Origin of the sequence: Exiguobacterium sp. s50 (assembly GCF_018618175.1) — a bacterium.
In the GTDB taxonomy this organism is placed as follows: Bacteria; Bacillota; Bacilli; order Exiguobacteriales; family Exiguobacteriaceae; genus Exiguobacterium; species Exiguobacterium chiriqhucha.
Map to the genome: position 1 here is coordinate 175,266 of NZ_JACSLP010000004.1, position 25,562 is coordinate 200,827.

Genomic DNA, 25,562 nt, shown 5'->3' on the forward strand with positions numbered 1-25,562 from the left:
AATGTATCAACTGACAATACTTTAAAAAGCTCAGCCTTGTTCATTTTCGATGATTTTAAAGAAGTGAGCAAATCCGTCCTGCAGCAAATACTCTAATATACGATTCGTGTGCTCAGATTCGACAACTTGAACATTCAACAGCGTTTGGAGCACCATCCCATCGATTGCAGCCATCGTCCACGCGGCGACCGCTCTCGTCGAGGGTCCGCGTTCAACGCCGTACGCTCTCACAAAGATAGCTTCGACGCGATTGATCCAATCCTCGTATTTTTCTTTAAACTTATTTTGTAACTCCACATTCCCGAGCATCGCCTCATGAGCCAAATAAAACTGCAAACGGCTTTCCGCATCTTTTTTGAGTCGGTCTTGCATCCCATCAAAGATTTCTTGAATGATTTCGCGGGCCTCTTTCTTATCTTCAATCGAGATGGTCGCGATTCGTCGAATCTCACCTAATCCTTCGTCCATCACGTCATACAGAATAGCCTCTTTCGAACTGTAATAATGATAGATCGCGCCCGTGCTAAAGCCTGCTTTTTTTGCGATTCCTCGAAGCGTCGTACCTTGAATCCCGTTTTCGATAATCGTCGCTCGCGCCGCTTCTAATATCTTTTGTTTTCCTTCGTTCATCATATGCCCGACGCTCCTCACGTAATAATGGCTAATTATATCATAATGATTTGTCTGATTTATGACATGTCCCTGTGACGTACCAAACCGTATTGACATCGCTTTCACTAGTTTGTTACACTTTTCACATAAACATAACGAACGTTCGGTATGTTTAAAGACATCATCTTTTCGTCGTTGCTTCATCACTATCCTTTAGAAATGAAAGGGGCGTTATCGTATGTTCTTCTTTGAGTCTATCCCTTGGTACAATGTCGTGATGTGGTTCGTCGTCTTCGGTCTATTAATCGGGTTGAATGAAATCGTCCGATCTAGCAAAAAAGCAAGTATCTTCATGTTCATGGCCGTACCGATCGCCTTAACCCCGATTTGGTTTTTCACCGCCGATCCTGAAATCACCTCATGGTTCCATTGGGTGAAAGTGTATTCAGCATTGGCCGGAAGCTTGATTTACATGGTCATCCGCTTCACCGATTACCATAAGAAGCATCCATGGTATTTGATGCTCGTCCCAGGTATTTTGGCACTCAACATCGCCGAGGCCGTCGTTCGAGAGTTCCAAGTCGGCATCATGGGATTTGAAGGGATGGTCGATGGGATGTACTACATCTCGGGCGGGTGGAACTACGTGAACGCCGTCGCCGGAATCTTGAACTTGGTCCTCATCTGCGGCTGGGTCGGGATCTTCGCGACATCTGGTAAGAAAAAAGACATGCTCTGGCCCGACCAGACGAAGCTATGGATTATCGCCTATGGTGTTTGGAACATCGCCTACGTCTATTCATGTGCACCGGGTAACGCTTTTTACTCAGGCTTCGCTTTGAACATCGCTGCGACAGTGCCCGTACTCTTATGGGCAAAAGGTACATGGATGCAAAACCGTGCCCAGACGCTTTCGTTTTGGATGATGTGGGTCATGACGTTCCCTTACTTCTTTGCTGTCGGTAGCACGTTCAATGTGAGTGTGTCATACAACCCGGCAGCGAACTGGACGATCGCCCTGCTCAGTTTGGCACTGAACGTCGTCCTCGCCGTCTGGCAAGTGATACGGATTGTCAAATACAAACTCAATCCGTTGAAAGATGAGTTGTGGAAAGATACGAACGAATATAAAGAAATTGATGCGATGCGCGAAGACACTGCTCCTGAACGGGAAGCTGTCATCGGTAAAGCATTGTAAACAAAAGACGGGCCTCAATGCCCGTCTTTTGTTACGTGCATTTAGATAGCTTTGAGAGCAGCTGAAAATAAGTTGCCTCTTCAAAAAAGATTTTCCGTGTATGATATAATTGTAAATAATTTGATCAAAGTGAAAAGGGTGAGAAAAGTGGATAAGAATTCATATATCGAACGTCAAAAACAAGTGAAATTTGCAGTTGGTATGGCTGCAATCGATGGGGGAAAACCAAGTCCTTTCACACAAAAATTGCTAAGTCGATATGAAAATGGCGAGATCACTTCAGCTCAGTTTAAACAAGCCATTATGGAGCAGTATGCGAAAGCACAGCAATCCTAATGGATCCTTACGTTTACCCCAATACAAGTGTGCTTATAAATAAGCTTGGGATAACTGACGAGCAACAACTGATTACTGTTGAAGCGCAACTTATCATTGCAAACTTATTAGAAATCGAATCGCTCATTTCGAAAGTAGACTTCGATAGTTATCATTCTCTACAACAAATCCATCGACATCTATTCAACGAACTATATGAATGGGCCGGCGATTTTCGCTCAATCAATATCTATAAAAATGAGCGAATTTTGGGCGGTATATCTGTGATTTACAGTGATTCTTTGCAGATTCAAACGGACTTAGCATCTATCTTTGATTGGAAACAAAAAATCACATGGACCCATCAAAATATACGACTGCCCATCTATTTCGCTAAGCTAATGACAGATTTGTGGCGGGTTCATCCTTTTCGCGAAGGGAATACCCGTACCGTTTCTGTTTTCATGAAACTTTTCGCTCAACATCATAATTTGTCTTTTAATGCAGAATTGCTTTCTAATAACGCTGGTTACCTTAGAAATGCCCTCGTCATGGCTGCCATCAATGAAGTGCCAGATCCGACCTATTTATACAAAATCATAAATGATGCTTTATCTATTGATGTCTCTAATAGCTTGTCAGATAGTGACGCTTCTTCTGAAAAGTATCGCACAATTGGTTCATATAACGTTTCTAGTTACGAAGAGAATCCGTTCTCTACAGACCCTCATGAATCATAATTCAAAAAAACAGACAACCTTAGAGAAACCGTTCATCGGTCACACTAAGGTTGTTGTTTTTCTTATGTCATTAGATGAAGGCCTTAACTTTTAATGTATTCGCGTTATTGTGGACTTAACTCTCCCGTACCAAACGTTGCATCGAACGCCCGACACCAGATCACGACGGTCGTGTATTGCGTGAAATCAACATCTTCAGGAATCAAATAATTTTGGTTCCCGGTATTGCCCTTTAATGCGCCTAGACGAATTCCTTCTGTCGTCTCCATCTCCGGCTGAATCAAATAGACGAACAAGTCGGGCCCATTTGTCGTTTGGAAATCTTCGAAGCGCAGGTACACGCCGTCTTCTGCACGGATCGTTTGAATGTTCCCTGACGTTTCATAGTTCTTTTCTCCATCCATGAACACTCCTGCCAAGTCGGCAAACTCCTTAGCGGTGCCGTCATCCTCAGACGACGGGGGTTCCGTCGCTTCCTCGGCTTCGCCCTCCTCGTCTACAGTTGCGTCAATTGACGTCGGCGGAAGTCCCTCATCAACCGTCTCGTCCAAGAAAATAGGAGAAATGAGCCACCACCCAATCAACAGGACGGCTACTCCCACTATACCTAGGATCACTTTTGTCACGTTTCGCATCCTCTTCACTCCTTTTCATGAGAAAATCTTCAGTTCTCAGTACAAGTAACCTACTAAATCCAAATGACCGTCCGACCATGCTTTATTCCCTACAGGCCGAATCATCAACTCATCAAAGGATGCTTCCCCAATTCCACGTGTCATCTGCCGTTCATCGTCGATTTTGAGCCACGTACACGTGTTGTTGACATGGTTGAATCCCGCTCGTAAATAAAGATCAGGTCGGTCCGCAAACAATAAGAGGAAATCGACTTGATTCGTCTCTCCTACACCAATGACCTCATCCAATAACGCCTTACCAATACCGTCGCCCTGCATCTCTTTTTTGACGCATAAATCAATCACACCAAGAACTTGAATCGGTTCCCCGTTCAAATTCATCACTCGATAGTCTAGTCCGACATGACCAACGACTTGACCTTCGTCCCCAAAAGCGAGAAGACGGAGGTGAGGCAATTGCTTGAAATATCGACGATTCGGATAGAGCGGTTCAAATGACACCACCAACAACTCACTGATTTCATTACTCAATGTCTCATCAAGTTCTAACTCTACATAACGCTGAATCTTCATCCACACGCTCCTTATCGTCTTGATCCTAAAAAAACCTCCGATTTCAAACAAAATCGAAGGTTCATCTGTATTCATCTTATTCCACTTTCTCTAACCACGCCACCGTCTCCACATGCGCCGTATGCGGGAACATGTCGACCGGTGTGACTTCGACAAGTCGGTAGCCGCGGTCGGCGAGGTAACGCATATCGCGCGCCTGCGTCGCGACGTTACACGACACGTAAACGATCCGCTTCGGTGCCATCTCGACCATCGTCTCAAGGAACGACTCGGCACAGCCTTTACGTGGTGGATCGACGACGATGACGTCAGGATTGATGCCATCCTGCTTCCACTTTGGCAACACATCTTCTGCCGCTCCACACGCGTATGTCACGTTGTCGATTTCGTTGACGAGCGCGTTCTGTTTCGCGTCCTCAATCGCTTCCGGTACGACTTCGACGCCGTATACGTGCGCCGCTTTCCGGGCAAGGAACAGACTGATCGTCCCGATGCCGCAATAGGCGTCGACGACTTGCTCGGTCCCGGTGAGTTGCGCGTATTCAAGCGCCTTGCCGTATAGCTTCTCCGTCTGGACCGGGTTGACTTGGAAGAACGAGTGCGGGGAAATCGTGAACGTCAGTCCACCGATCTTGTCCTCAATCGTCTCATGGCCATACAACAATTTGTTCGTCGACCCTAAGATGACGTTCGTCTTGTCCGGGTTGACGTTTTGCATGATCGACGTCAAGTCCGGCAGACGTTTCAAGATGTCGGCGACAATCTCATTCACGCCTTTGATTTTCGTCGTCTTCGTGATGAGGACGATCATCAATTCACCCGAATGGTAGCCGTAACGGGCCATGACGTGGCGGATGACGCCGCGCCCGGTCTTCTCATCGTACGCCGGCACACCGTGCGCCGCGAGCACGTCACGGACGACTTGGACGGCCTCATCGTTGCGCTCGTCTTGGATGAGACATTCCTTCATCTCGACGATGTCGTGCGAACGTGGACGATAAAAACCGGCGACGAGGCGGCCGGCCTCGTCTTTGAACGGCACTTGCGCCTTGTTGCGGTAACGCCATGGTTCCGGCATGCCGATCGTCTCGTGGACAGGCACATCGAATTGGCCAAGTCGCTTCAACGCATCGACGACACGGTCCCGTTTTTGACGGAGCTGGCCGTCGTAGCTGAAGTGTTGGAGCTGACAGCCCCCGCACTGATAGAAAATCGGGCACGGTGGCTCAACGCGGTCCGCACTCGCTTCTTTCACATCGATCAAGCGGGCGAACCCGTACTGTTTATTCGTCTTCGTCACGACGATCTCCACGGTCTCTCCCGGAAGTGCGTTCGGGACGAACAACGTATAACCGTCGACGCGTGCCACGCCCGCGCCCTCATGCGTGAGGTCGTGGATGTGGACGTCGAGACGGTCATTTTTTTGGACTGGTAACATGAGTCTCTCCTTTCCCGATTCAAAAAATAGTGTGTATTGGTTCATACCCGTTCCAAGCGAACGAAAAGCTCGGCGTGTGCGCCACGCCGAGCCGAATCATTCTGCTTTCTCGTTTGACACGTTGAACAGCTGTTTGATCATCTGCTCGCGTTCATACTGGGCGTTCAAGTCTTCCATCTCACGGATGCGCGCGTTCGGTGCGAGCACCGTCAAGTGACGGAACAAGTTTCGCATCTCGCCCGTGCATTCGCCGCCGTATTCGCCGTCGATATTGAGACTCATCCGTTCCGTCGTCGTCTTCATCTTGACGCGTCCCGTCTTGACGTGCTCGACGAGCGGACTCGACAAGTGCTCACCACGGAGCAACAAACCGACGACGTGGATGAACTCGAACAAGTTACACTTGCGCAAGATGAACAAGTCGAACAGTCCGTCGTTCAGTGAGGCGTGTGGTGAAATCTTCTCGAAGCCACCGACCGAGTTCGAGTTCGACGTGAGGAAAATCATGACCTCGCCGCTGAACGTGCCCTCGTCGTGCTCGAGCTCGATATACGTCGGCTTGATGAGTGGAAGCTTCTCCATCCCTTTGACGTAATAGGCGAGCTGACCGAGCGCCGTCTTCAGTTTCGACGGCACCTCGTACGACAGCTCCGTCATGATGCCGCCACCGGCGATATTGATGAAGTAGTGGATATCCCCTGTCTCCCCTTCAATCTCACCGAGGTCGACCGGCATCTCGAAACCGTCACAGATGACGTCGAGGGCACCGACGACGTTGAGCGGAATCCGCATCGCTCGGGCAAAGTCGTTCGTCGTTCCGACTGGGATGAGTCCGATCGTCGGACGCGTGTCGAGCGGGGCGAGTCCCGAGATAACCTCGTTCAGCGTCCCGTCCCCACCAGCCGCGATAATCAAGTCGAACTCGGCCTCCGCGGCTCGAACGGCTTCGAGCGTCGCGTCGCCGATTGCTTTCGTCGCGTACGTCGACGTCTCATAACCCGCATCCTCGAGGCGGTTCAAAATGTACGGGAGTTCCCGTTTGATCACTTCTTTTCCAGATGTCGGGTTATAGATGACCCGTGCGCGTTTTCGTTGCATACTATTCTCTCCCCATGCTCAAGTCGAGCGAAAAGCGAGACACAAGTGCCTCGCCGCTTGTTTAGCGTTTGGCGATCTCTTCGTGGAACAAGCCATCGAGGAGTGCCGGGTTCGCCATCCCTTTCGTCTGCTTCATGATCTGTCCGATGATAAAGCCTTTGGCACGGTCTTTCCCGTTCTTAAAGTCTTCAATCATCTGCGGATGCGCTTCGAACAAGTCAAGGATGTAGCCGCGGAGCAAGTTCTCGTCCGAGATTTGGGCGAGACCGTTCGCTTCGACGTACGCCTTCGGCTCGGCGCCTTCTTCGATCATGGCTGTGAACACGCGTTTGGCGATCTTCGAAGAAATTGTACCTTCTCCAATCAAACGAATCAACTCCGCGAGCGAGCTCGGCGTCAATTTCATCGTCTCGATCGTATCGTCCGATTTGTTCAAGTGGCCGAGCACTTCGCCCATGAGCCAGTTCGCTGCCGCTTTCGGTTCGGCACCGGCCGCAGTCGTCGCTTCGAAGAAGTCCGAGAACTCCCGCGTCGACGTGAGCGCCTTGGCGTCATAAGCCGACAAGCCGTAGTTGTTCATATAACGTTCGCGACGTGCGACCGGAAGTTCCGGAAGCGTGGCGCGGATGCGTTCTTTCCATTCCTCATCGATTTCGAGACGGACGAGGTCCGGCTCTGGGAAGTAGCGGTAATCGGCCGCTCCTTCTTTGACACGCATGAGGATCGTCTTCTTCGCTGCCTCGTCAAAACGGAGCGTCTCTTGACGCATGACGCCGCCCGTGATGAGCAGTTTGCGGTGACGGTCTTCCTCATACTCGAGCGCCTTCAAGACGTTCGAGAACGAGTTCAAGTTTTTGAGCTCCGTCTTCGTTCCGAACGGCTCTTGACCGAATGGACGGACCGAGATGTTACAGTCGCAACGAAGCGACCCTTCTTCCATCTTGACGTCCGAGACGCCCGCGAACGAGAGCACTTCTTTCAAGCGCTCGAGATACGCGACGGCATCTTTCGGTGAGCGCATGTCGGCCTCACTGACGATCTCGATGAGGGGTGACCCAGTCCGGTTGAAGTCGACGACCGAGTGTTTCTCGCCCGTGTGGTTCATCTTCCCGGCATCTTCCTCGAGATGGACGCGTTCGATGCGGAACCGCTTCATCTCACCGTCGACTTCGACGTCGACGTGACCGTTGAAACCAATCGGCTGGTCGAACTGCGAGATTTGGTACGCTTTCGGCGTATCCGGATAGAAATAGTTCTTGCGGTCGAATTTCGTGTCGGTCGCGATTTCGCAGTTGAGTGCCATCGCGGCCTTGATGGCGAGATTGACCGCCTCTTCGTTCAATTTAGGCAAGACGCCCGGGTGTCCGAGACAAATCGGACACGTCTGTGTATTCGTTTCGGCACCGTATGTGCGCGAGCAGCCACACCAAATCTTCGACTTCGTGCTCAGCTCGGCGTGCACCTCGATCCCGATGATCGTTTCAAAGTTCATCGTACGTCCTCCTTAGAGCTGTGGCATCTTGAAACCGCCGTTTGCTTGTTCAAAAGCATGGGCCACGCGGTAGAGTGTTGGTTCACTGAAATGGTTCCCGATGATCTGTAAACCGACCGGGAGGCCTTCTGACAAGCCAGCCGGTACCGAGATGGCCGGGATGCCCGCCAAGTTGACCGGAATCGTCATAATATCGTTGGCATACATCGTGAGCGGATCTTCGAGCTGGTCACCGAGTTTGAACGCGACCGTCGGCGCAGTCGGTCCGATAATCGCATCGTAGTCGGCGAACACGTTCGCGAAGTCTTGCTTCATGAGCGTGCGGACCTGTTGCGATTTCTTATAGAACGCATCGTAATAACCCGAGCTGAGTGCGTACGTCCCAAGCATGATGCGGCGTTTCACTTCTTCCCCGAAACCTTGTTCGCGCGAATACGTGAACACTTCTTCGAGCGCATCAGCCTCGGCACGGCGCCCGTAACGGATGCCGTCAAACCGGGCAAGGTTCGAAGACGCTTCTGATGACGCGAGCAAGTAATATGTCGGGAGCGCATATTTCACCGTCGGGAGCGAGACCGTCTCGACCGTCGCACCGAGCGACTTGAGCGTCTCGACCGCTTCTTCAATCTGTTTGCGGACACCGTCTGACACGCCTTCGGCCATGAACTCTTTTGGAAGCGCGAGCTTCATGCCTTTGATGTCGCCGTGAAGCGATTTCGTGTAATCCGGAAGGTCGACCGTTGCTGACGTCGAGTCCATGTCGCAATGACCGGCAATCGCGTTCAACAAGTAGGCGTTATCTTCGACCGTACGTGTGAGCGGACCGATTTGGTCGAGCGACGAGGCGAATGCGACGAGGCCGTAACGTGAGACAAGACCGTACGTCGGTTTCATCCCGACGACGCCACAATAGGCCGCCGGTTGACGAATCGAGCCACCCGTATCCGAGCCGAGGCTGAACAGGACTTGGCCGGCCGCGACCGTTGCCGCTGAACCGCCTGACGAACCGCCTGGTACGCGCGTCGGGTCCCACGGGTTACGGACGACTTTGAACGCCGAGTTCTCGTTTGATGAACCCATAGCGAACTCGTCCATGTTCAACTTCCCGATTGTGACGGCACCGGCGTCATGGAGACGCTCGACGACCGTCGCGTCATGGGCCGGGACAAAGTTCTCGAGGAACTTCGAGGCACACGTCGTGCGTGTCCCTTTCGTGACGATATTGTCTTTGACGCCGATTGGCAAACCGAAGAGCGGGTTGTCCGAGGTCTTGGCGAGCTCGTCCATCCGTTTCGCCTGTTCGAACGCGTCTTCGTTGAGCGTCAAGAAGGCACCGATTTTCTCGTCGGTCGCCTCGATGCGGTCAAATGATTCTTTGACGAGGTCGGATACCGTGACTTCGCCTTCTTTTATAAGCGTATGCAGCTTGGCTACACCGTGATCAAATAAACTCATGAAGGGCCTCCTTATTCAAAGACCGCTGGGACACGGACTTGGCCGTTCTCCCAATCAGGTGCCATCCGTTCGACTTCCTCGCGTGGAAGTGAAGGACGAACCTCGTCTTTGCGTAGTACGTTTTTCAAATCTAGGGCATGGGTCGTCGGGATGACGCCCGTCGTATCGAGTTCATCGAGTTGCTCGGCGAACTCGAGGATTTTTGTCAATTGCTCCGTGAAGTGCGTCACTTCATCTTCTGTGATCGCAAGTCGAGCGAGTCCGGCGACGTGCCGAACTTCAGCTTCTGTGATTCGAGCCAAAGGTTCCACCTCCAACAGTTTTCAATACATCGTCCATTATCATACCACTTTTTTATAAGACAAAAAAGAAAATCCCATCTCGCCAATCTTGATGTCTTTTTTGAAAACTTAGGGAATGTCCTCGTAATATTGACTCGTTTCCAAAAACACCTATTCGGTCCGTCCCCTAATCTCATTATGCTTAGAAAGAAGCATTATTTTTTCGAGGGGGATTCCTATGTCAATCCGTAATAAACTGATCGTCGCGTTCACCGTCTTGCTCGTGTTGTTGCTCGGGGTGAGCGGCTACTCGTTTTATGCGTTGAATGCATCCAAGGCCGCCCAACAAGATATGACCGTCTCGTGGGTGCCAGGGATGGACCAAATCCATCAAGTCGACAAACAGTTGCTCGAGATTCGTCGCCATATGACGCGCCACGCCTTGGTCGAGGACGAGGTGATGAAGCAAAACATCGAGCGTGATTTGCAGACAGCCGTCACGATTCTCGAACAACAAATGACTGGATATGAGTCAACGATTATCACACAGGCCGATCAGGAATTGTTCGATCAAGCGACGACCCAATGGACGTCATTCCAGACGAACATCGATGAGTTGGTGCGCGTCTCGAACGAGGACGGGCAAGCCGCGGCCGACGCCTACTTCCGGGACACGGCGACACCAAGCGCTGACGCCTTGTCAAACACGCTCGGTCTGCTCGTCAACTTGAACCGCGATGAGATTCGGTCTGACACGGAATCCGGTGCGGCGCTGTTCGAACAAGTCCAGCTCACACTCATGATCATCATGGCCGCTGCCGTCATCTTCACGGTGCTGATGATGGTATTCATCTTCCGCTCCATCTTTGAGCCATTAAACGAGTTTAAAGTGAAGATGCGGGAGCTAGCCACGAGCCAAGGCGATTTGACAACGGCCATCCCGGTGAAGCGCCGCGATGAGTTTTCGGGACTCGCCCGCGACTTCAACCAATTCCTTGCCAACCTTCGCCAATTGATTTTGCAAGTGAACGGTGTGTCTCACGGGGTGACCGCACAGTCAAGTCGCATGTATGATGAGTTGCGCGAGCTCGACACGTACATGACGACGACGGCCGCCACGACCGAGGACTTGACGGCCGGGATGCAACAGACGGCCGCGAGCGCCCAAGAGATGAACGCGTCGGCTTCTGACATGGAACGGACGCTTCACAACATCGTGACGATGGCCGCCGAGCGAAAAGCCGAGGCCGAGCAAGTCGATGCCCGCGCCGTCGCCTTGCGCGACCATGCCGTCGAGGCAAAAGCGTCCGCCCTCCACGTCCTCTCGTCGACGCGCGTCAATTTAGAGCAGGCGATGCAAGACGCCAAAGCCGTCCGGGAGATCGCGATACTCACGAACGACATTTTAGACATCGCCGCCCAGACGAATCTCCTTTCCTTGAACGCCTCGATTGAAGCCGCTCGGGCTGGTGAGGCGGGACGCGGGTTCGCCGTCGTCGCCGATGAGATTCGGAAACTCGCCGAGACGAGCCGGACGACCGTCGAACGGATTCAAGCCATCTCGACGACCGTGCTCCACTCCGTCGACCATTTGAACGACACGTCGAGCGAGATGCTCAGTTTCCTCGATACAAACGTGTTGAAAGACTATGACCAACTCGAAGAGGCGGCCGAGCATTACAGTGAGGACGCCGGCCGGTTCGAAGCGACCGCCTCAGAGTTTGCCGTCGCCGCTATCGAACTCGAGCAGTTGACGTCGAATATGATCCGGGTCATCCAAGACGTGGCTGTCACGGTCAACAACGGTGCGCTCGGCACACAGGAAATCGCCGAGAAAGTGACGATGTCTGTCGACCGCTTCAGCGAATTGAACCGCGTCACCGAGATCTCGCAACAGAAGATGGACGAATTGAACACGTTGATCGGTCAATTCAAAGTATGACAAAAGGAAGCGTCCTCATGCGAGGGCGCTTCCTTTTGGTTAAGCGGCCGCTTGCCGCAGTTCTTTTTTCCGTTCGAGCTCGAAACGCTTCGTCTCGGCGACGACGACACCTGACAAGAACAAGAGACCAATCAAGTTTGGAATCGCCATCAGGCCGTTGAAGACGTCCGAGATGGCCCAAATCAAGTTCAAGTTCGTCGTCATCGCACCAAGTCCGGCGACGACGATATACATCATCCGATACGGCATGATGGCTTTCTCCCCGAGCAAGTAATAGACCGACCGTTCCCCATAATAACACCAGCCGATCACTGTCGAAAACGCGAAGAAGACGAGCGAGATTGTGACGATCAGTTCCCCAATCGGACCGAGGAAGTACGCGAATGACGCTTGCGTCAACTCGATGCCTTGCAGACCGCTCGTATACTGACCACTCATGACAATCGTCAACCCGGTGATCGAACAGACGATGAGCGTATCGATCAACACTTGCGTCATCGAGACGAGCGCCTGTCGTCCCGGGAAATCGGTCTTCGCGGCTGCCGCTGCGATTGGCGCCGAGCCGAGGCCCGCCTCATTCGAGAACACGCCGCGTGCGACCCCGTATCGAATCGCGGCACCGAGCGCCCCACCGCCGATAGCTTCCGCACTGAACGTGCTCGAGAAGATGGTCGCGAACGCCGACGGAATCAACTCGAAGTTCATGACGAGGATGACGAGACCCCCACCGACATAGCCGATGATCATAACGGGCACGAACACGCCGACGACTTTCCCAATCGATTTGACGCCCCCGAGGATAACGAATCCAGTCAGCACCATGAGCCCGATGCCCGTCACGAGCATCGGGATCCCGAATGACGTGTTGAGTGCCATACTGATTGAGTTCGTCTGGACGCCGTTGCCGATGCCGAACGCGGCAATCGCAGCGAACAAGGCGAACGTCATGCCGAGCCACTTCTTCTTCAAGCCGTGCTCCAAGTAATACATCGGTCCGCCGGCAATCTCGCCCCGCTCATCGACGACACGATATTTGACGGCGAGAATCGCCTCGGCGTACTTCGTCGCCATCCCGATGAAACCGGAGAGCCACATCCAGACGATGGCGCCCGGTCCCCCGAGGACGACCGCCGTCGCAACGCCGACCATGTTCCCGGTCCCGACCGTGGCCGCGAGCGCTGTCATGAGCGCTTGGAAGTGAGAGATGTCACCGCGTTGCTTTTTCTGTTTCTCTGCTTCCGCTCCCGTTTTCTGTTTCGGGAGGAACGCCTCTTTCAAACCGTATCCGAGCCGCGTCACTTGGATAAAGCCGAGCCGGAACGTCAAATAGACGCCTGTCCCAATCAATAGAATCAATAAGTGTGGCCCCCAGACGAGGTTCGATAAACTCGTCAGGACCGCTTCAAACTTTTCCATGCTACTCTGCCCCCTATGTAAATCTGGTGTTCACCGTTCCTTCATATTTTTCAGAACATTCTCAACTTCGTCAAGTTGACAAGGCATTAATCCGGTCCGATGTCGTGTAATATTTTTGTAATATACCACTTTTCCGCTTTATCTTACCCTAATTCTGAATTTAGTATTTGAAATAAAATTGTAATGCGAGGCGCACAAAAAAACGGCCCCCGTTTTGGAAGCCGTCTCGTTTCATGTCGTGAGCGCCGCGACGACCTCGTCGACGTGTCCGTTCACTTTCACACTGCGCCATTCCTGTTCGATATAGCCGTCCTCGTTGATGAGGAACGTCGAACGGACGATGCCATAGTACTCTTTCCCGTAATTCTTTTTCAATTGCCAAACGCCGTATAGCTCCGACACCTCATGCGTGTCGTCAACGAGCAAATCGAACGGCAGCTCATGTTTGGCGATGAAGTTTTGGTGCTTCTTCTGGCTGTCGGCCGAGATGCCGAGGACGACGGCCCCGTTCAATCGCGGTGTCGCATCGCGGAAGTCACATGCCTCGGTCGTACAACCCGGTGTCGCGTCCTTCGGGTAAAAATAAAGCACGACTTTCTGGCCCCGGTAGTCCTCGAGCGAGATCATGTCCCCGTTTTGGTTCGGTAATGTGAATGTCGGTGCTAACATGTTATTTCCTCCTTATCCGAACGACGGGTCGACGAGATTCTCGTCATAACCGTCGATCGCTTGTTCTAATTTTTGTTTGAGCGGTTCGAGCACTTCGAGATACTCGACCGGATCTTCTGTTGCAGCGGCCTTTTTAAGTGCCGCCTCATTGTCGGTATACCACGTCCGGTACGCCTCGAAGTAGTTGACCATCGTGTCTTGGTTTTCCGGCACCGTGAGCGTCTCGGCCATGAGCAAGAAGACGTTATTGTCGGCCTCGAGCGCGACGTAGTCGGTCTGGGCGTTCACTTGGTCATAAATCGGGCCAGCCTCGTCTTCCGGCACTTCGGCGAGACGGGCGTTCGCTTCTGCATTCACGCCGTACTCGTTCGCCTCGATTCCCGTCAACATGTCGCCAACTTCCCCAATCACGTCGGCCGGGATAAGAGCCGGGGTGACGACGAGTTTCCAGTCCTCCCCTTCTTTGATAGCGACTTTCGAAAGTCGGTTCGGCAGTTCATTGCCGTCCGCATCCTCCATCTCATGGACGATGAACGCGACGTCCCCGTCCTCGTTCACCCAGCTCTCGTACATATCGCCCGGCGTGAGGCCACGCATCTCGGCACCGGTCGCCGGGATGTCGGTCAACTCGCCCGCATAGTCGATGGCTTTGAGTGCCGCCGCATCACCGTTTTCGAGCGCTTGTTGGTATGACGTATACAAGGTCTCGACCGCTTCCGGGAGCGGCGTTTTCGTCTCTTCGGCCGCCTCTTCCGTCGGCGTTTCGTCCGCCGTCCCGCATCCCGCGAGCAACACGGTCAGCGCGAGCGGCATCATCCACTTGTTCATTCAATCATTCCCTTCGCAAGTCGTCCTGTACCCTCATCCTACCACGACTCGATTTCGAGCGAAAACGACACGCTTTTCTGGAAAATTGTTTCACTAGGATTTCACCACGATTTTCGATACAATACAGACGTAAGCGCTTCAATATACGATCACTTTTAAGGGGGAACGAGAATGATTCCATACAAACATGAACCATTCACAGACTTTACAAACAAAGAGAACGCCGCAGCCATCCAAGCGGCGATCGAGAAAGTCAACGGTGAGCTCGGAAAAGACTATCCGCTCGTAATCGGTGGGGAGAAAGTTACGACGGAAGGCAAAATCACGTCTTACAACCCGGCCAATAAAGAAGAAGTCATCGGTCACGTCTCGAAAGCGAACCAAGAGCTCGCTGAGCGTGCGATGCAAGAAGCGCTCACAGCGTTCGACTCATGGCGCCATGTCGACCCGGCCGTCCGTGCCGACGTCTTGTTCAAGGCGGCGAACATCGTCCGCAAGCGCAAGCACGAGTTCTCAGCTTACCTCGTCAAAGAGGCAGGCAAGCCGTGGAACGAAGCGGACGCGGATACAGCGGAAGCGATCGACTTCATGGAGTACTATGCACGTCAAATGCTCGAGCTCAAACCAGGTAAAAAAGTCGAGAGCCGTCCGGGCGAATACAACCGCTATGACTACATCCCACTCGGGGTCGGGATTGTCATCAGCCCTTGGAACTTCCCGTTCGCGATCATGGCAGGGACGGCCGTCGCGGCTATCGTTGCTGGTAACACGATCCTCTTGAAACCAGCATCGACGACACCGATCGTCGCTGCGAAATTCGTCGAGGTCATGGAAGAAGCAGGCCTTCCGAAAGGCGTCCTCAACTTCATCCCAGGACCAGGCGCAGAAGTCGGTGACTATCTCGTCGACCATCCGAAGACACGCTTCATCAGCTTCACAGGTTCACGTGACGTGGGCTTGCGCATCAACGAGCGTGCCTCTAAATTGAACGACGGCCAAATCTGGCTCAAACGCGTCATCGCAGAGATGGGCGGAAAAGATACGATCGTCGTCGACGAATCAGCGGACCTCGAACTCGCGGCCCAGTCAATCGTCAAATCGGCGTTCGGCTTCTCTGGTCAAAAATGTTCGGCTTGTTCGCGCGCCGTCATCGTCGACAGCGTGTATGACACGGTGCTCGACCGCGTCGTCGAGTTGACGAACGAACTCTCGGTCGGCAACACGGAGCAAAACGAACACTTCATGGGACCGGTCATCGATGCGGCCGCGTTCAAGAAGATCACATCATACTTCGACGTCGCCAAAGAAGAAGGCAAAATCGTCGCCGGTGGTAAAGCCGACGACTCGACAGGCTACTTCATCGAGCCGACGGTCGTCGCTGACGTCGCGCCGAAAGCACGTCTCATGCAAGAAGAAATCTTTGGACCGATCGTCGCCTTCACGAAAGCGAAAGACTTCAAAGAAGCGATCGACATCGCCAACAACACGGAATACGGCTTGACGGGTGCCGTCCTCACGCGTGACCGCTCGAACCAAGAGTACGCGCGTCAGAACTTCCACGTCGGGAACTTGTATTTCAACCGTGGTTGCACAGGCGCCATCGTCGGCTATCAGCCGTTCGGCGGGTTCAACATGTCAGGTACAGACTCAAAAGCAGGCGGACCGGATTACATCCAGCTCCACATGCAAGCAAAAACGACGTCTGAGACGTTTTAATCAATCGGCCCGGCTCATCTGAGTCGGGCTTTCTTTCACCAAAGGAGGTTTCTCATGGAGACGTTTGACGATTTTTTAGCAACGATTGACGACCTGGAACACCGTGCCAAACTGGACGACATATTCGTGTGGGTCCGGGAGACATTCCCGCACCTCGAGGAACGCATCGCCTGGAATCAGCCGATGTTCACCGATCACGGGACGTTCATCATCGCCTTCAGTGTGGCCAAAGCACACTTTGCCGTCGCGCCGGAGGCCGTCCCGCTCGAGGTGTTCCAGATGCAAATCCGGGAGGCGGGCTATACGCAGACGAAACAGCTGTTCCGTATCAAGTGGAGCCAAACCGTCGACTACGATTTGCTTCGTGACATCATCGCGTTCAATATCGAAGATAAGGCCGGTCACACGTCGTTTTGGCGTTGATCTGAAAGAAGGAGCGATGACGCACATGTCACCGCTCCTTTTCTGTGGCTTATCCTAACGCCACGTCCAACATCATCATGATGGTGAAGCCGAGCATCAACGCCATCGACGCCATATCTTTATGCCCATTCTCTTGCGACCCCGGGATCACTTCTTCGACGACGACAAAAATCATCGCCCCGGCGGCAAAGCTGAGCGCGAACGGCAAGAGCGGCTCCATGACAAGCACGGCCCAAACGCCGACCAGTGCGGCCGCCGGTTCGACCATGCCCGATAACTGACCGTAGAAAAAACTGCGGCGCCGGGAGAGCCCATCCCGTCTGAGCGGGAGCGATACGGCGGCACCTTCCGGAAAGTTTTGAATGCCGATGCCGATGGCCAACGCGATGGCACCTGTCAGCGAGGCGGACGGGAAATCGGCCGCGACCGCCCCGAAGGCGACACCGATGGCCAGTCCTTCCGGGATATTGTGCAGCGTGATCGCCAAGACGAGCAACGTGCTCCGTTTCCGTTTTTGGGGATGGAAACCTTCCACTTCTTTTAGGGATGGTGTCGGATGCACGTGCGGAATCAGTTTGTCGACGACTGCCAAAAACAGACCACCCACTAAAAAACCGACGGTGGCCGGAAACCAAGCCGGCATCGCGTCTTGTTCCGCCATTTCGATGGCCGGGGCGAGGAGTGACCAAAAACTGGCCGCTATCATGACACCGCCGGCAAACCCGAGCATGCTGTCCATCAACCGCTCGTTAATCGACTTCGTCATGAAGACGATTGCCGCCCCGAGCGCGGTCATCCCCCATGTGAACATCGTCCCGAGCAACGCCTGCATGGCCGGGCTCAGTTGAGCCACCCATTCCCACATCACCATCGCCTCCTTCCACCCTATCCTTTTCCCGGGACGCATGCGTCGCTAACGACAAAAAAGAGGAGAGCTGGTTCGCTCTCCCCCGTCCAATTAAAACGCGCGCATCAAGTTCGCCATCTCGATGGCCGACGTTGCCGCTTCCCAACCTTTGTTCCCGGCTTTCGTTCCAGCTCGCTCGATCGCTTGCTCAATCGTCTCGGTCGTCAAGACACCGAAAATGACCGGTACTTCTGACTGATAACTCGCCTGGGCGATGCCTTTCGCCGCCTCGTTACAGACGTAGTCGAAGTGTGGTGTCGCCCCACGGATGACGGCCCCGAGTGTGATGACGGCATCATATTTCTTGCTCATCGCCATCTTCTTCGCGACAAGTGGGAGTTCGAACGCCCCAGGGACGAATGCGATCTCGACGTCGTCTTGTTCGACGCCGTGGCGCTTCAACGCATCCTTCGCCCCGTCTAGCAAGCGCATCGTGATGAGATCGTTGAACCGTCCGACGACGATTCCGACTTTCAAGCCTTTTCCGACCAAGTTTCCTTCAAATGTATGCATCATGATTCTTCTCCTCCAAAGTGATTCATTTTTTGTTGTTTCGTCATTCGGTACTTCTCGTTCGCCGCATGGGCGCCGACGAGAATCGGGACACGTTCGATGACCGTGATGCCGCACGCTTCTAACGCATCGACTTTTTCCGGGTTGTTCGTCATGAGCCGGACGTTCGTGACGCCGAGGTCACGAAGCATGGCCGCGCTGACCCGGTAATCGCGCAAATCGGCATGAAGTCCGAGCGCAACGTTCGCCTCGACCGTATCAAGCCCTTGTTCTTGTAGTTCGTACGCCTTCAATTTATTGAGCAGACCGATGCCACGCCCTTCTTGTCTCATATACAAGATGACACCGCCTTCGGCTTCCACTTTCGCCATCGCTGTGTCCAGTTGTGGCCCGCAATCGCAACGATGGGACCCGAAGACGTCACCGGTCAGACATTCGGAATGAATCCGGACGAGCGGTGCGTGTTCGATCTCACCTTTGACGAGCGCGACGTGTTCTTCCCGGTCGAGGACGTTCCGATAACCGATCAATCGGAAGTCCCCTTTCACCGAGGGGAGCGAGACGTCCGCCTCTCGTTCGACGAGGTCCGTCTCCATATAGCGAACTAATTCCTCAATCGTGATGAATTTTAAATCATGCGCTTGTGCGACACGTTCAAGGTCCGGCAACCGGGCCATCTCGCCGTCCGGACGGATAATCTCACAGATGACGGCGACTGGTTCACTTCCGGCAAGTCGCGCCAAATCGACCGACGCTTCCGTATGCCCGCGCCGGACGGAGACGCCACCTTTTTTGGCGATGAGCGGGAAGATATGACCAGGACGTTGGAAATCGGCCGGACGGGCGTTGCTATTCGCGAGTTCGCGCACCGTATGGGCCCGCTCGCTCGCCGAGATGCCCGTCGTCGAATCGACGTGGTCGACACTGACCGTGAACGCCGTGCCGTGCGGGTCGGTACTGTTCGCGACCATCGGCTGCAAGTCGAGCCGGACGGCCACTTCTTCAGCGAGAGAAGCGCAGACGAGCCCTTTGCCTTCCGTGATGAGGAAATTCATCGTCTCTGCTGTCATTTTATCCGCGAGGACGACGAAGTCCCCTTCGTTCTCCCGGTCCTCATCGTCGACGACGATGATGGGACGTCCCATCTTCAACTCTTCGACTGCTTCTTTAATCGAGTGAAACATTACCATCCCGCCTTTCCATACCCTTGTGACGCCAGCGATTCGAGCGTCATCGGTTTTTGACTTACGAGTTTTTCCATATACTTAGCCAACATGTCACATTCCAAATTGACCGCATCCCCAGCCTGTTTCATCCCGAGCACTGTCTCACTGTACGTGTGCGGGATGAGCGACAACGTGAAGCCGCGTTCCGTCACATCAAACACCGTCAAGCTCGTCCCGTCGACCGAAATCGAACCTTTCGGGACGATATAACGGAGGAGAGATGGCTCACAGCTGATGTCGACATAGACCGCGTTCGCGAGCGATTGTTTTTTGACGATGCGCCCGACCCCGTCGACGTGACCCGATACGAAGTGACCACCGAAGCGTCCGTTCGCGGGCATAGCCCGCTCCAAGTTAACGTTCGTGCCGGGGCGGACCCCGTCGAGACTCGACGCCTTCAGCGTTTCCGGCATGACATCGACCGAGAAGCTGTCACGATCGAACGTCGTCACGGTGAGACAGATGCCGTTGACGGAGATACTGTCACCGAGCTTCACGTCCTCGAGGACGATTTTTCCGGCGAGCGTGAGTCGGAGGGACGGACCGTTGCGTTTCACTGCCTTGACACTGCCGATTTCTTCAACGATTCCCGTGAACATCGGACTCCCCCTCTCGCATGATGAGTTTGATGTCGGCGCCGACCGTCTCGACCGATTGCACGTCATATCGATTGATTGCATCGAGCGGACCGTCATGATGCGAACGGTAAAATCCGCCCTTGCCGCCGAACACGCGCGGTGACTGGTACATGACCCACTCGTCGACGAACCGTCCGTCCAAGAGTGATGTGACGAGCGTCGGTCCCGCTTCGACGAGCAGACGACCGATGCCGCGTGCGTAGACGTCTTGCAGCACAGCGTCGAGCGACGTGTACGCCGCGAGTTCGACGCCGCGCTCGATGAACGCGTCCCGCTTCGTTTGATCGTCGGACGTCGTGTAGAGTAGCACCGGCACATCGTTCGCCGTCCGGACGAGCTGACTTGACAGCGGCGTGCGTAACTCTCGGTCTAGCACGACCCGGAGCGGTTCCGTCGTCTCGCGGTCGAGCCGGACGGTGAGGGCCGGGTCATCAGCGAGGACAGTGCCGACACCGGTCAAAATCGCATCGACCGACGCCCGCAGTTCATGGACGTCCCGTCTCGCTTCGGTTCCGGTCACCCACTTGCTGTCACCGGTATCGAGGGCGACTTTGCCGTCAAGGCTCGTCGCCGTCTTTAAGATGACATACGGCCGTTTCGTCTCGAGCGAGCGCAAGAACGCCACGTTGAGCGTTCGTGCCTCACTCTCGAGCAGACCGACTTCGACATCAATCCCGGCCGCTTTCAATCGAGCGATGCCTTGCCCTGACACGAGCGGATTCGGGTCGGTCATCGCGATGACGATCCGTTTGATGCCCGACTCTACGACTAAATCGGCACACGGCGGTGTCTTGCCATAATGCGAGCACGGTTCGAGCGTGACATACATCGTGGCGCCATAGGCGGCAGCACCGGCCATGCGGATGGCGTGCACTTCGGCGTGCGCTTCCCCCGCCTTCAAGTGGGCGCCGAACCCGACGACTCGACCGTCCTTGACGACGACGGCCCCGACGCGCGGATTGACGCCGGTCGAAGAGGCGGATTTGGCCAATTGGATGGCTTGTTGCATGTACTGTTGCATAATCTCCCTCCTTGTTTCGTACAAACAAAAAGACCTCAAGGAATGATCCTCAAGGTCTCGGTGGGAGTCGTCCGTCGTCATTTGGGCAAGCCAAATAAGCGTTTTCTTTACAGAAAAACGTACGACGAACTACAGGTCGCGTGGACCTGTCATGTTTCCTTCTCCCATCCAGACTATACTGTCGGCTCTAGAATCGCACTAGATCCACCGTTCGCACACGTGCGACCGGGTCACGGACTTAAGGCTCGCGCCCATCACCGCCGGTTGGGACTTTCACCCGACCCCGAAGGAATATTTGTTTGTACGTCTCCACTTTAGCGCAAAAATAAATGGATGGCAAAACGAAATGCGCAAAAAAAGCGCCGCTCGTGTGAGCAACGCTTTGTAAATCAAGCCAAGAATAAAACGACGAGGAGTCCGACAACCCAGCAATAGAAGGAGAAGTATTTGAGCTCGCCTTTCGCCATGATGTGCTGGAACCATTTGAGCGAGATGGCCGTGAGCGCATACGAGGCGATGAACGCCAAGATGAGCGGTCCGAACAAATCACGTGTTTCTGGATTCGTGAACAACTCCGGTCCCTCTAAAATCGTCACCCCGAGACTGATCGGGATGAACAGGAAGAACGAGAAGCGAAGCGCCGACTCTTGTTTGATGCCGAGCAACATCGCCATGACGATTGTCGCCCCGGAGCGACTGATCCCTGGGATGAGCGCGACCGCTTGAGCGAGACCGATTAAGATGGCGTCGCGGAGCGTGATGCCGCCGTCTCCTTTATTCCCTCGCATATTCCGGATGAACCAGAGCGCGACCCCGGTCAGGATAAGCGTATAACCGACCGTGGCGACGCCGCTGAGCTTCTCGCCAATCCAATCGCCGAACAGGACGCCGAGCACACCGGCTGGGACCGTGGCGACGAGCAAGAGACCAATGAACTTGACGTCGACCATCGTCTCGTCACTGCGGTCCTTTTTAAACAAGAACGTCCACAGACTGACGACGAGACGGACGACGTCCTGCCGATAAATCGTTAACACGGCGAGCAACGAGGCAAAGTTCACGAAAATCTCGAAGGAGAGCCCCGGTAACTCGATATCAAACAGCTCTTGGAAGATGACCAAGTGACCGCTTGATGAGATTGGAATCGGCTCGGTGAACCCTTGAATCAAGCCGAGTAGGAGATAAAATAACCATATTGTCATATCGTAACATCCTCTTTTCTTATTTACATCAATTCCATTATTTTAGCAGACCGTTCGTTTCACTGACCACCCTTTCAAAAAAAAATCGTTATTTTCAAAACTTTCATTTGATTAGTCTGAAAATTAAATTTATTATAGAAGAGTACTCAACTGGTGCGACGGTGATGACCCCATTGGCCAGTTGGGTACTTTTTCGTACAGATTATTACATATTAGCCACGATAAAACTTTTTGTTTACAATTGAACCCATTTAATATTAAATTTGTAATAGAACTGTTACCATTTTTTCAAAGTATAAACAGGACTTTAGACCTACCCGTTCATAAAATCGGTTTAAAAAAACTTGAACAATGCACTTATAAATTGTAAAAACTGGCCGATAGTATGATTGTAGAAGCAACTTCGTCATCTTTGTCGGTTCAGATATGAGTCCATGGAAGGAGGAACCATCATTGAGTCAAACGCTATCCACTAAATCCCACCACTTGTCCACCGAACAGCAGAGGATGATTCACTGTATTCGACTGCTCGGCGACTTGTTGAAGGAACGTCCACGACGCTCTGTGTATCGTCGCTTCGCGATGGAACAAAGCTGGCCATCTCCCGAGTCGATTATCCGACAGTTCGGGTCATGGGCCGAGGCGCTTGCAATCGCCGGCTATGAATGGCACGGAGAGGCGACTGTCGATCTCCCGGACAAAATGCCAAAGTACACGCGTGAAGATATCATCGAGACACTCGCCCTCTACTCGCGCGACATGGGATCGATTATCACGCTCAAAAAGTATCAGGAATGGCGCAAGCTCCATCCGAAAGCACCGAGCCATTACCATATCGTCAAGACGTTCGGTTCGTGGCATGACGCCTGCGCCGAAGCCGGACTTGAAGCGAGTGTGACGTACTCGAAATCAGAGCTCTCCACCGCACTCCGTGAAGCGATTCACGAGATGGGCTTCTCTCTTTCCTTCGAAGCGTATCGCGAATGGGCAAAACGGAACAACAAACCATCCACGAAAGCAATTCTTCATCGTTACGGTTCATGGTCGGCTGCGATTCACGCGGTCGAGTCAGAAATTTTCAATCAGAAATTATAATCTTTCATTCATAAGGAGGACGCCGGGTATCCGGTGTCCTCCTTTATTTTGTAGATGTTGCGTCATCGTCCTTTCGGCGCCCACGCTTTCTGCAGGCAATCCCGGAGCCGCATCGCTTACGCTGCTGGGTCTCCGTCGGATTGCTATCCTGCAAGAGTCGGGGCGCCGACGGACGAGCGCATCGAAAGCGCCACGGTACATCAATATCCCGTGTCAGACATGGAAGTTCGTTCAATATTTGTTGAACGATGCCTTGGCCGGTGCCCGAACTCCTAGGGGAGAGCGATGCAAGGATGACTCCGTAAAGCGCGGCACGCGCTGCGGAGGCATCCGCATCGCCCCAGGAACGGAGGGCGTCGGCCGAACATCGTTCATGTTGATTAGACGAAAAAGAAGAACACCGGCTTATTCGTGTTCTCTTTCATCATTGAATCCGTTCCGTCGACGTGTCGCGATAATGGGCGACACGGTCCCGCCCGTTGAATTTTGCACCGACGTACATGGCTCGGTCGGCGTGGCGGAGTAGCGTGTCGAGGTCGTCATACTCGTGGATCGTCTCGATGCCGATGCTCGCCGTCACTTGGACGCGGATCCCTTCGGAGCCGAACGGATGGGCGCGGAGCGCTTGGCGGATCTTCTCTCCCGTCACGAGCGCGGCCGCCTCATCCATGCGCGGGAAGACGAACACGAACTCTTCGCCGCCGTAACGCGTGACGAGGTCACCGCTTCGGACGAGACGACTGAACAGCGCCCCGGCCTCGATTAACACTTCATCCCCGAACGCATGGCCATACGTATCGTTAATCGCCTTGAAATGATCCAAGTCGACCAAGAACACGGACAACGGATACGAGGCAATGTCGTTCAACCGCTCCTTCGTCCAACGTTTGAGCGCCCGCTGGTTCGGCAGCCCTGTCATCGGGTCGGTCAGACTCTCATGCTGGAGCCGGTTGCGCTCGTCAATCCGTTCGAGTGACCAGGACAAGGTTTTCAACAGTCGATGAATCTCGACGGCGATCGCCCCTTCATACGCGCCGTTCGCTGTCGTCGAAATCATGCAACTGACCGCGTTCGTCGTGCTCGAAACGGGCTGGATGACGAGGGCCGAATGATGTAACTCGGTCTGTTGTGCCTGCAGGTCGGGATGCCACTCATGGAGCGAATCGTACACGAAGTACGGCTCTTCCGCATCCCGATGCCGTTCGAGCGTAAAGGCGTCGGCAATCGGTTTTGACTTTCGTCCGCTGACGTCATAGAACGTGCGGTCGCCGGTTCGATTGACTTGTAACCAGCCACGTTCGAGTTCGACGACTTCTCTTAACCCGTTCCAAAACTTCTCGATGAGCAGTTGTTCGTTGTCGACTCGGTAGAGCTGTTCTTTCAAACGCTCGACTTGGTCGATTTTCGACTGCGTCTCCTCGGTCTCCGTCGCTTTGGACAGCCCCATCTTGAGGAGCGACAGAATGAGGAACGTCGCCATCAGGCCGGTATAGCCGAACAACTGGAACGCCTCGATTGCGACCATCGTGAACAATAGCTCGAGCGAGATGACGAGCCAGTCGAATCGGAGCAGACGCCACATGATCGGGAGCGGAATCCGTTCCCCGATCAAGAACCGCGACATGAGGAAACTGAATCCGAGGACGAGGAACAAGATCGCGAAGAAACCGAGTAGCGCCGTACCTTGCTCGAGCAGATGGACGTTCGGACCAATTTGTCCGCCGAGCCGCAAGTAGACGAGTCCTGGTAAGACGAGCAACATCGCCTCAATCAACGTATTGAGCGGATAGAAATGTAAAAATCGTCGCCGCCCGACTTTGTTGGCGAACGTCCGGGCCTGGAATGTGAGCAGCAGGAGCTGTCCCATCAATAAGGCCGGGAGCAGACCGTACAAGAAGAACGTCATAAAGACAAACATCTCATGGAACGTGAAGTGCAAGTGCCGCCGCTTGAGCGGATTCATCACGAACAGGGCACCGAGCGTAAAGATGAACCAAAACAACGACCAATCAAACGTCCCGATACCGAGCCACATATAGGAGAGAATCCCCATGAAGACGATCGACCACGAGAACCAGCTCCTGACGAGGTACTTCCGAAATCGCATCGTCTCCCCCCTTTCCTTATCC

General features: G+C 53.6%; 25 protein-coding genes and 1 riboswitch. Of the genes, 7 read left to right on the forward strand and 18 right to left on the reverse strand.

The features are described 5' to 3' along the window. Positions 1-30: 30 nt before the first annotated feature. Entirely contained in the window at positions 31-633 is a 603-nt protein-coding gene (locus KNP68_RS07475; RefSeq protein ID WP_131471916.1) for a TetR/AcrR family transcriptional regulator, read from the reverse strand. A gap of 217 nt (positions 634-850) precedes the next feature. On the opposite strand from KNP68_RS07475, the gene KNP68_RS07480 reads away from it, so the two are divergent. The 3 genes from KNP68_RS07480 (at position 851) to KNP68_RS07490 (ending at position 2,865) form a co-directional block, all read left to right on the forward strand. After that, positions 851-1,810, forward strand: coding sequence for a DUF5692 family protein (locus KNP68_RS07480; RefSeq protein WP_214799231.1), 960 nt, complete (start codon positions 851-853; stop codon positions 1,808-1,810). 147 nt (positions 1,811-1,957) lie between these two features. Further along, positions 1,958-2,146 carry an antitoxin VbhA family protein gene (locus tag KNP68_RS15250; protein ID WP_029594959.1) on the forward strand — a complete coding sequence of 63 codons (189 nt, stop codon included), beginning with the start codon at positions 1,958-1,960 and terminating at the stop codon, positions 2,144-2,146. Continuing rightward, complete coding sequence (locus KNP68_RS07490) at positions 2,146-2,865, forward strand: Fic/DOC family protein (RefSeq protein ID WP_029594958.1); 720 nt, start codon at positions 2,146-2,148, stop codon at positions 2,863-2,865. Before KNP68_RS15250 ends, KNP68_RS07490 begins: the two co-directional genes overlap by 1 nt. 104 nt (positions 2,866-2,969) lie before the next feature. On the opposite strand, the gene KNP68_RS07495 is transcribed toward KNP68_RS07490, so the two are convergent. The 7 genes from KNP68_RS07495 to gatC form a co-directional block, all read right to left on the reverse strand. After that, the gene (locus KNP68_RS07495; RefSeq protein WP_029594957.1) at positions 2,970-3,500 is read right to left on the reverse strand and encodes a DM13 domain-containing protein; all 531 of its coding nucleotides are present in this window, start codon (positions 3,498-3,500) and stop codon (positions 2,970-2,972) included. A 36-nt stretch (positions 3,501-3,536) separates the two neighbouring features. Next, positions 3,537-4,073 (reverse strand): GNAT family N-acetyltransferase, encoded by a 537-nt coding sequence (locus KNP68_RS07500; RefSeq protein ID WP_029594956.1) that lies wholly within the window; start codon positions 4,071-4,073, stop codon positions 3,537-3,539. Between the two features lie 76 nt (positions 4,074-4,149). After that, positions 4,150-5,511 carry a 23S rRNA (uracil(1939)-C(5))-methyltransferase RlmD gene (gene rlmD, locus KNP68_RS07505; RefSeq protein ID WP_214799233.1) on the reverse strand — a complete coding sequence of 454 codons (1,362 nt, stop codon included), beginning with the start codon at positions 5,509-5,511 and terminating at the stop codon, positions 4,150-4,152. A 96-nt stretch (positions 5,512-5,607) separates the two neighbouring features. Next, positions 5,608-6,609 carry a diacylglycerol kinase gene (locus KNP68_RS07510; protein WP_029594954.1) on the reverse strand — a complete coding sequence of 334 codons (1,002 nt, stop codon included), beginning with the start codon at positions 6,607-6,609 and terminating at the stop codon, positions 5,608-5,610. Positions 6,610-6,670: 61 nt separating this feature from the next. Then, positions 6,671-8,101 carry an Asp-tRNA(Asn)/Glu-tRNA(Gln) amidotransferase subunit GatB gene (gene gatB / locus KNP68_RS07515; protein ID WP_021066489.1) on the reverse strand — a complete coding sequence of 477 codons (1,431 nt, stop codon included), beginning with the start codon at positions 8,099-8,101 and terminating at the stop codon, positions 6,671-6,673. A gap of 12 nt (positions 8,102-8,113) precedes the next feature. Beyond that, on the reverse strand, positions 8,114-9,556 hold the full coding sequence (gene gatA, locus KNP68_RS07520; protein ID WP_021066488.1) for an Asp-tRNA(Asn)/Glu-tRNA(Gln) amidotransferase subunit GatA: 1,443 nt from the start codon (positions 9,554-9,556) through the stop codon (positions 8,114-8,116). 11 nt (positions 9,557-9,567) lie between these two features. Beyond that, positions 9,568-9,858 (reverse strand): Asp-tRNA(Asn)/Glu-tRNA(Gln) amidotransferase subunit GatC, encoded by a 291-nt coding sequence (gene gatC, locus KNP68_RS07525; protein WP_021066487.1) that lies wholly within the window; start codon positions 9,856-9,858, stop codon positions 9,568-9,570. 217 nt (positions 9,859-10,075) lie between these two features. Here gatC and KNP68_RS07530 point away from each other — a divergent pair, with 217 nt between their 5' ends. Continuing rightward, complete coding sequence (locus KNP68_RS07530) at positions 10,076-11,779, forward strand: methyl-accepting chemotaxis protein (protein WP_214799235.1); 1,704 nt, start codon at positions 10,076-10,078, stop codon at positions 11,777-11,779. Between the two features lie 39 nt (positions 11,780-11,818). Here the strand turns inward: KNP68_RS07530 and KNP68_RS07535 are convergent, their stop codons facing one another. From KNP68_RS07535 to KNP68_RS07545, 3 genes are all read right to left on the reverse strand, one after another. Beyond that, positions 11,819-13,195, reverse strand: coding sequence for an alanine/glycine:cation symporter family protein (locus tag KNP68_RS07535; RefSeq protein WP_029594951.1), 1,377 nt, complete (start codon positions 13,193-13,195; stop codon positions 11,819-11,821). Positions 13,196-13,426: 231 nt separating this feature from the next. Continuing rightward, positions 13,427-13,864, reverse strand: a complete 438-nt coding sequence (gene bcp, locus KNP68_RS07540) for a thioredoxin-dependent thiol peroxidase (RefSeq protein ID WP_021066484.1) — start codon at positions 13,862-13,864, stop codon at positions 13,427-13,429. Positions 13,865-13,876: 12 nt separating this feature from the next. After that, entirely contained in the window at positions 13,877-14,692 is an 816-nt protein-coding gene (locus KNP68_RS07545) for a nuclear transport factor 2 family protein (protein ID WP_214799237.1), read from the reverse strand. Between the two features lie 171 nt (positions 14,693-14,863). Between KNP68_RS07545 and pruA the strand changes: the two genes are divergently transcribed. Then, complete coding sequence (gene pruA / locus KNP68_RS07550; protein ID WP_021066482.1) at positions 14,864-16,408, forward strand: L-glutamate gamma-semialdehyde dehydrogenase; 1,545 nt, start codon at positions 14,864-14,866, stop codon at positions 16,406-16,408. A 54-nt stretch (positions 16,409-16,462) separates the two neighbouring features. Beyond that, complete coding sequence (locus KNP68_RS07555; protein ID WP_131471906.1) at positions 16,463-16,831, forward strand: iron chaperone; 369 nt, start codon at positions 16,463-16,465, stop codon at positions 16,829-16,831. A 49-nt stretch (positions 16,832-16,880) separates the two neighbouring features. Here the strand turns inward: KNP68_RS07555 and KNP68_RS07560 are convergent, their stop codons facing one another. The 6 genes from KNP68_RS07560 to KNP68_RS07585 form a co-directional block, all read right to left on the reverse strand. Beyond that, on the reverse strand, positions 16,881-17,696 hold the full coding sequence (locus KNP68_RS07560; RefSeq protein WP_214799240.1) for a ZIP family metal transporter: 816 nt from the start codon (positions 17,694-17,696) through the stop codon (positions 16,881-16,883). 93 nt (positions 17,697-17,789) lie between these two features. Continuing rightward, on the reverse strand, positions 17,790-18,254 hold the full coding sequence (gene ribH / locus KNP68_RS07565) for a 6,7-dimethyl-8-ribityllumazine synthase (protein ID WP_021066479.1): 465 nt from the start codon (positions 18,252-18,254) through the stop codon (positions 17,790-17,792). Further along, entirely contained in the window at positions 18,251-19,435 is a 1,185-nt protein-coding gene (locus KNP68_RS07570) for a bifunctional 3,4-dihydroxy-2-butanone-4-phosphate synthase/GTP cyclohydrolase II (protein ID WP_029594946.1), read from the reverse strand. Before KNP68_RS07570 ends, ribH begins: the two co-directional genes overlap by 4 nt. Beyond that, positions 19,435-20,076, reverse strand: a complete 642-nt coding sequence (ribE, locus tag KNP68_RS07575) for a riboflavin synthase (RefSeq protein WP_131471900.1) — start codon at positions 20,074-20,076, stop codon at positions 19,435-19,437. The genes KNP68_RS07570 and ribE overlap by 1 nt, the downstream gene beginning before the upstream one ends. Beyond that, positions 20,057-21,136 carry a bifunctional diaminohydroxyphosphoribosylaminopyrimidine deaminase/5-amino-6-(5-phosphoribosylamino)uracil reductase RibD gene (ribD, locus tag KNP68_RS07580; RefSeq protein WP_214799242.1) on the reverse strand — a complete coding sequence of 360 codons (1,080 nt, stop codon included), beginning with the start codon at positions 21,134-21,136 and terminating at the stop codon, positions 20,057-20,059. Before ribD ends, ribE begins: the two co-directional genes overlap by 20 nt. A gap of 152 nt (positions 21,137-21,288) precedes the next feature. Beyond that, a riboswitch (FMN riboswitch) is annotated at positions 21,289-21,431 on the reverse strand. Between the two features lie 94 nt (positions 21,432-21,525). Further along, positions 21,526-22,338 (reverse strand): undecaprenyl-diphosphate phosphatase, encoded by an 813-nt coding sequence (locus KNP68_RS07585; RefSeq protein WP_029594943.1) that lies wholly within the window; start codon positions 22,336-22,338, stop codon positions 21,526-21,528. A 453-nt stretch (positions 22,339-22,791) separates the two neighbouring features. Here KNP68_RS07585 and KNP68_RS07590 point away from each other — a divergent pair, with 453 nt between their 5' ends. Beyond that, the gene (locus KNP68_RS07590; RefSeq protein WP_235045171.1) at positions 22,792-23,433 is read left to right on the forward strand and encodes a homing endonuclease associated repeat-containing protein; all 642 of its coding nucleotides are present in this window, start codon (positions 22,792-22,794) and stop codon (positions 23,431-23,433) included. A gap of 424 nt (positions 23,434-23,857) precedes the next feature. On the opposite strand, the gene KNP68_RS07595 is transcribed toward KNP68_RS07590, so the two are convergent. Next, positions 23,858-25,540 carry a GGDEF domain-containing protein gene (locus tag KNP68_RS07595; protein WP_214756272.1) on the reverse strand — a complete coding sequence of 561 codons (1,683 nt, stop codon included), beginning with the start codon at positions 25,538-25,540 and terminating at the stop codon, positions 23,858-23,860. Positions 25,541-25,562: the final 22 nt, after the last annotated feature.

Bases quoted from the DNA above. Each gene is read 5' to 3' on its own strand.
- KNP68_RS07475 (WP_131471916.1), bottom strand. From the start codon at position 633: ATGATGAACGAAGGAAAACAAAAGATATTAGAAGCGGCGCGAGCGACG.
- KNP68_RS07480 (WP_214799231.1), top strand. From the start codon at position 851: ATGTTCTTCTTTGAGTCTATCCCTTGGTACAATGTCGTGATGTGGTTC.
- KNP68_RS07490 (WP_029594958.1), top strand. From the start codon at position 2,146: ATGGATCCTTACGTTTACCCCAATACAAGTGTGCTTATAAATAAGCTT.
- KNP68_RS07495 (WP_029594957.1), bottom strand. From the start codon at position 3,500: ATGCGAAACGTGACAAAAGTGATCCTAGGTATAGTGGGAGTAGCCGTC.
- KNP68_RS07500 (WP_029594956.1), bottom strand. From the start codon at position 4,073: ATGAAGATTCAGCGTTATGTAGAGTTAGAACTTGATGAGACATTGAGT.
- rlmD (WP_214799233.1), bottom strand. From the start codon at position 5,511: ATGTTACCAGTCCAAAAAAATGACCGTCTCGACGTCCACATCCACGAC.
- KNP68_RS07510 (WP_029594954.1), bottom strand. From the start codon at position 6,609: ATGCAACGAAAACGCGCACGGGTCATCTATAACCCGACATCTGGAAAA.
- gatB (WP_021066489.1), bottom strand. From the start codon at position 8,101: ATGAACTTTGAAACGATCATCGGGATCGAGGTGCACGCCGAGCTGAGC.
- gatA (WP_021066488.1), bottom strand. From the start codon at position 9,556: ATGAGTTTATTTGATCACGGTGTAGCCAAGCTGCATACGCTTATAAAA.
- KNP68_RS07530 (WP_214799235.1), top strand. From the start codon at position 10,076: ATGTCAATCCGTAATAAACTGATCGTCGCGTTCACCGTCTTGCTCGTG.
- KNP68_RS07535 (WP_029594951.1), bottom strand. From the start codon at position 13,195: ATGGAAAAGTTTGAAGCGGTCCTGACGAGTTTATCGAACCTCGTCTGG.
- bcp (WP_021066484.1), bottom strand. From the start codon at position 13,864: ATGTTAGCACCGACATTCACATTACCGAACCAAAACGGGGACATGATC.
- KNP68_RS07545 (WP_214799237.1), bottom strand. From the start codon at position 14,692: ATGAACAAGTGGATGATGCCGCTCGCGCTGACCGTGTTGCTCGCGGGA.
- pruA (WP_021066482.1), top strand. From the start codon at position 14,864: ATGATTCCATACAAACATGAACCATTCACAGACTTTACAAACAAAGAG.
- KNP68_RS07555 (WP_131471906.1), top strand. From the start codon at position 16,463: ATGGAGACGTTTGACGATTTTTTAGCAACGATTGACGACCTGGAACAC.
- KNP68_RS07560 (WP_214799240.1), bottom strand. From the start codon at position 17,696: ATGTGGGAATGGGTGGCTCAACTGAGCCCGGCCATGCAGGCGTTGCTC.
- ribH (WP_021066479.1), bottom strand. From the start codon at position 18,254: ATGATGCATACATTTGAAGGAAACTTGGTCGGAAAAGGCTTGAAAGTC.
- KNP68_RS07570 (WP_029594946.1), bottom strand. From the start codon at position 19,435: ATGTTTCACTCGATTAAAGAAGCAGTCGAAGAGTTGAAGATGGGACGT.
- ribE (WP_131471900.1), bottom strand. From the start codon at position 20,076: ATGTTCACGGGAATCGTTGAAGAAATCGGCAGTGTCAAGGCAGTGAAA.
- ribD (WP_214799242.1), bottom strand. From the start codon at position 21,136: ATGCAACAGTACATGCAACAAGCCATCCAATTGGCCAAATCCGCCTCT.
- KNP68_RS07585 (WP_029594943.1), bottom strand. From the start codon at position 22,338: ATGACAATATGGTTATTTTATCTCCTACTCGGCTTGATTCAAGGGTTC.
- KNP68_RS07595 (WP_214756272.1), bottom strand. From the start codon at position 25,540: ATGCGATTTCGGAAGTACCTCGTCAGGAGCTGGTTCTCGTGGTCGATC.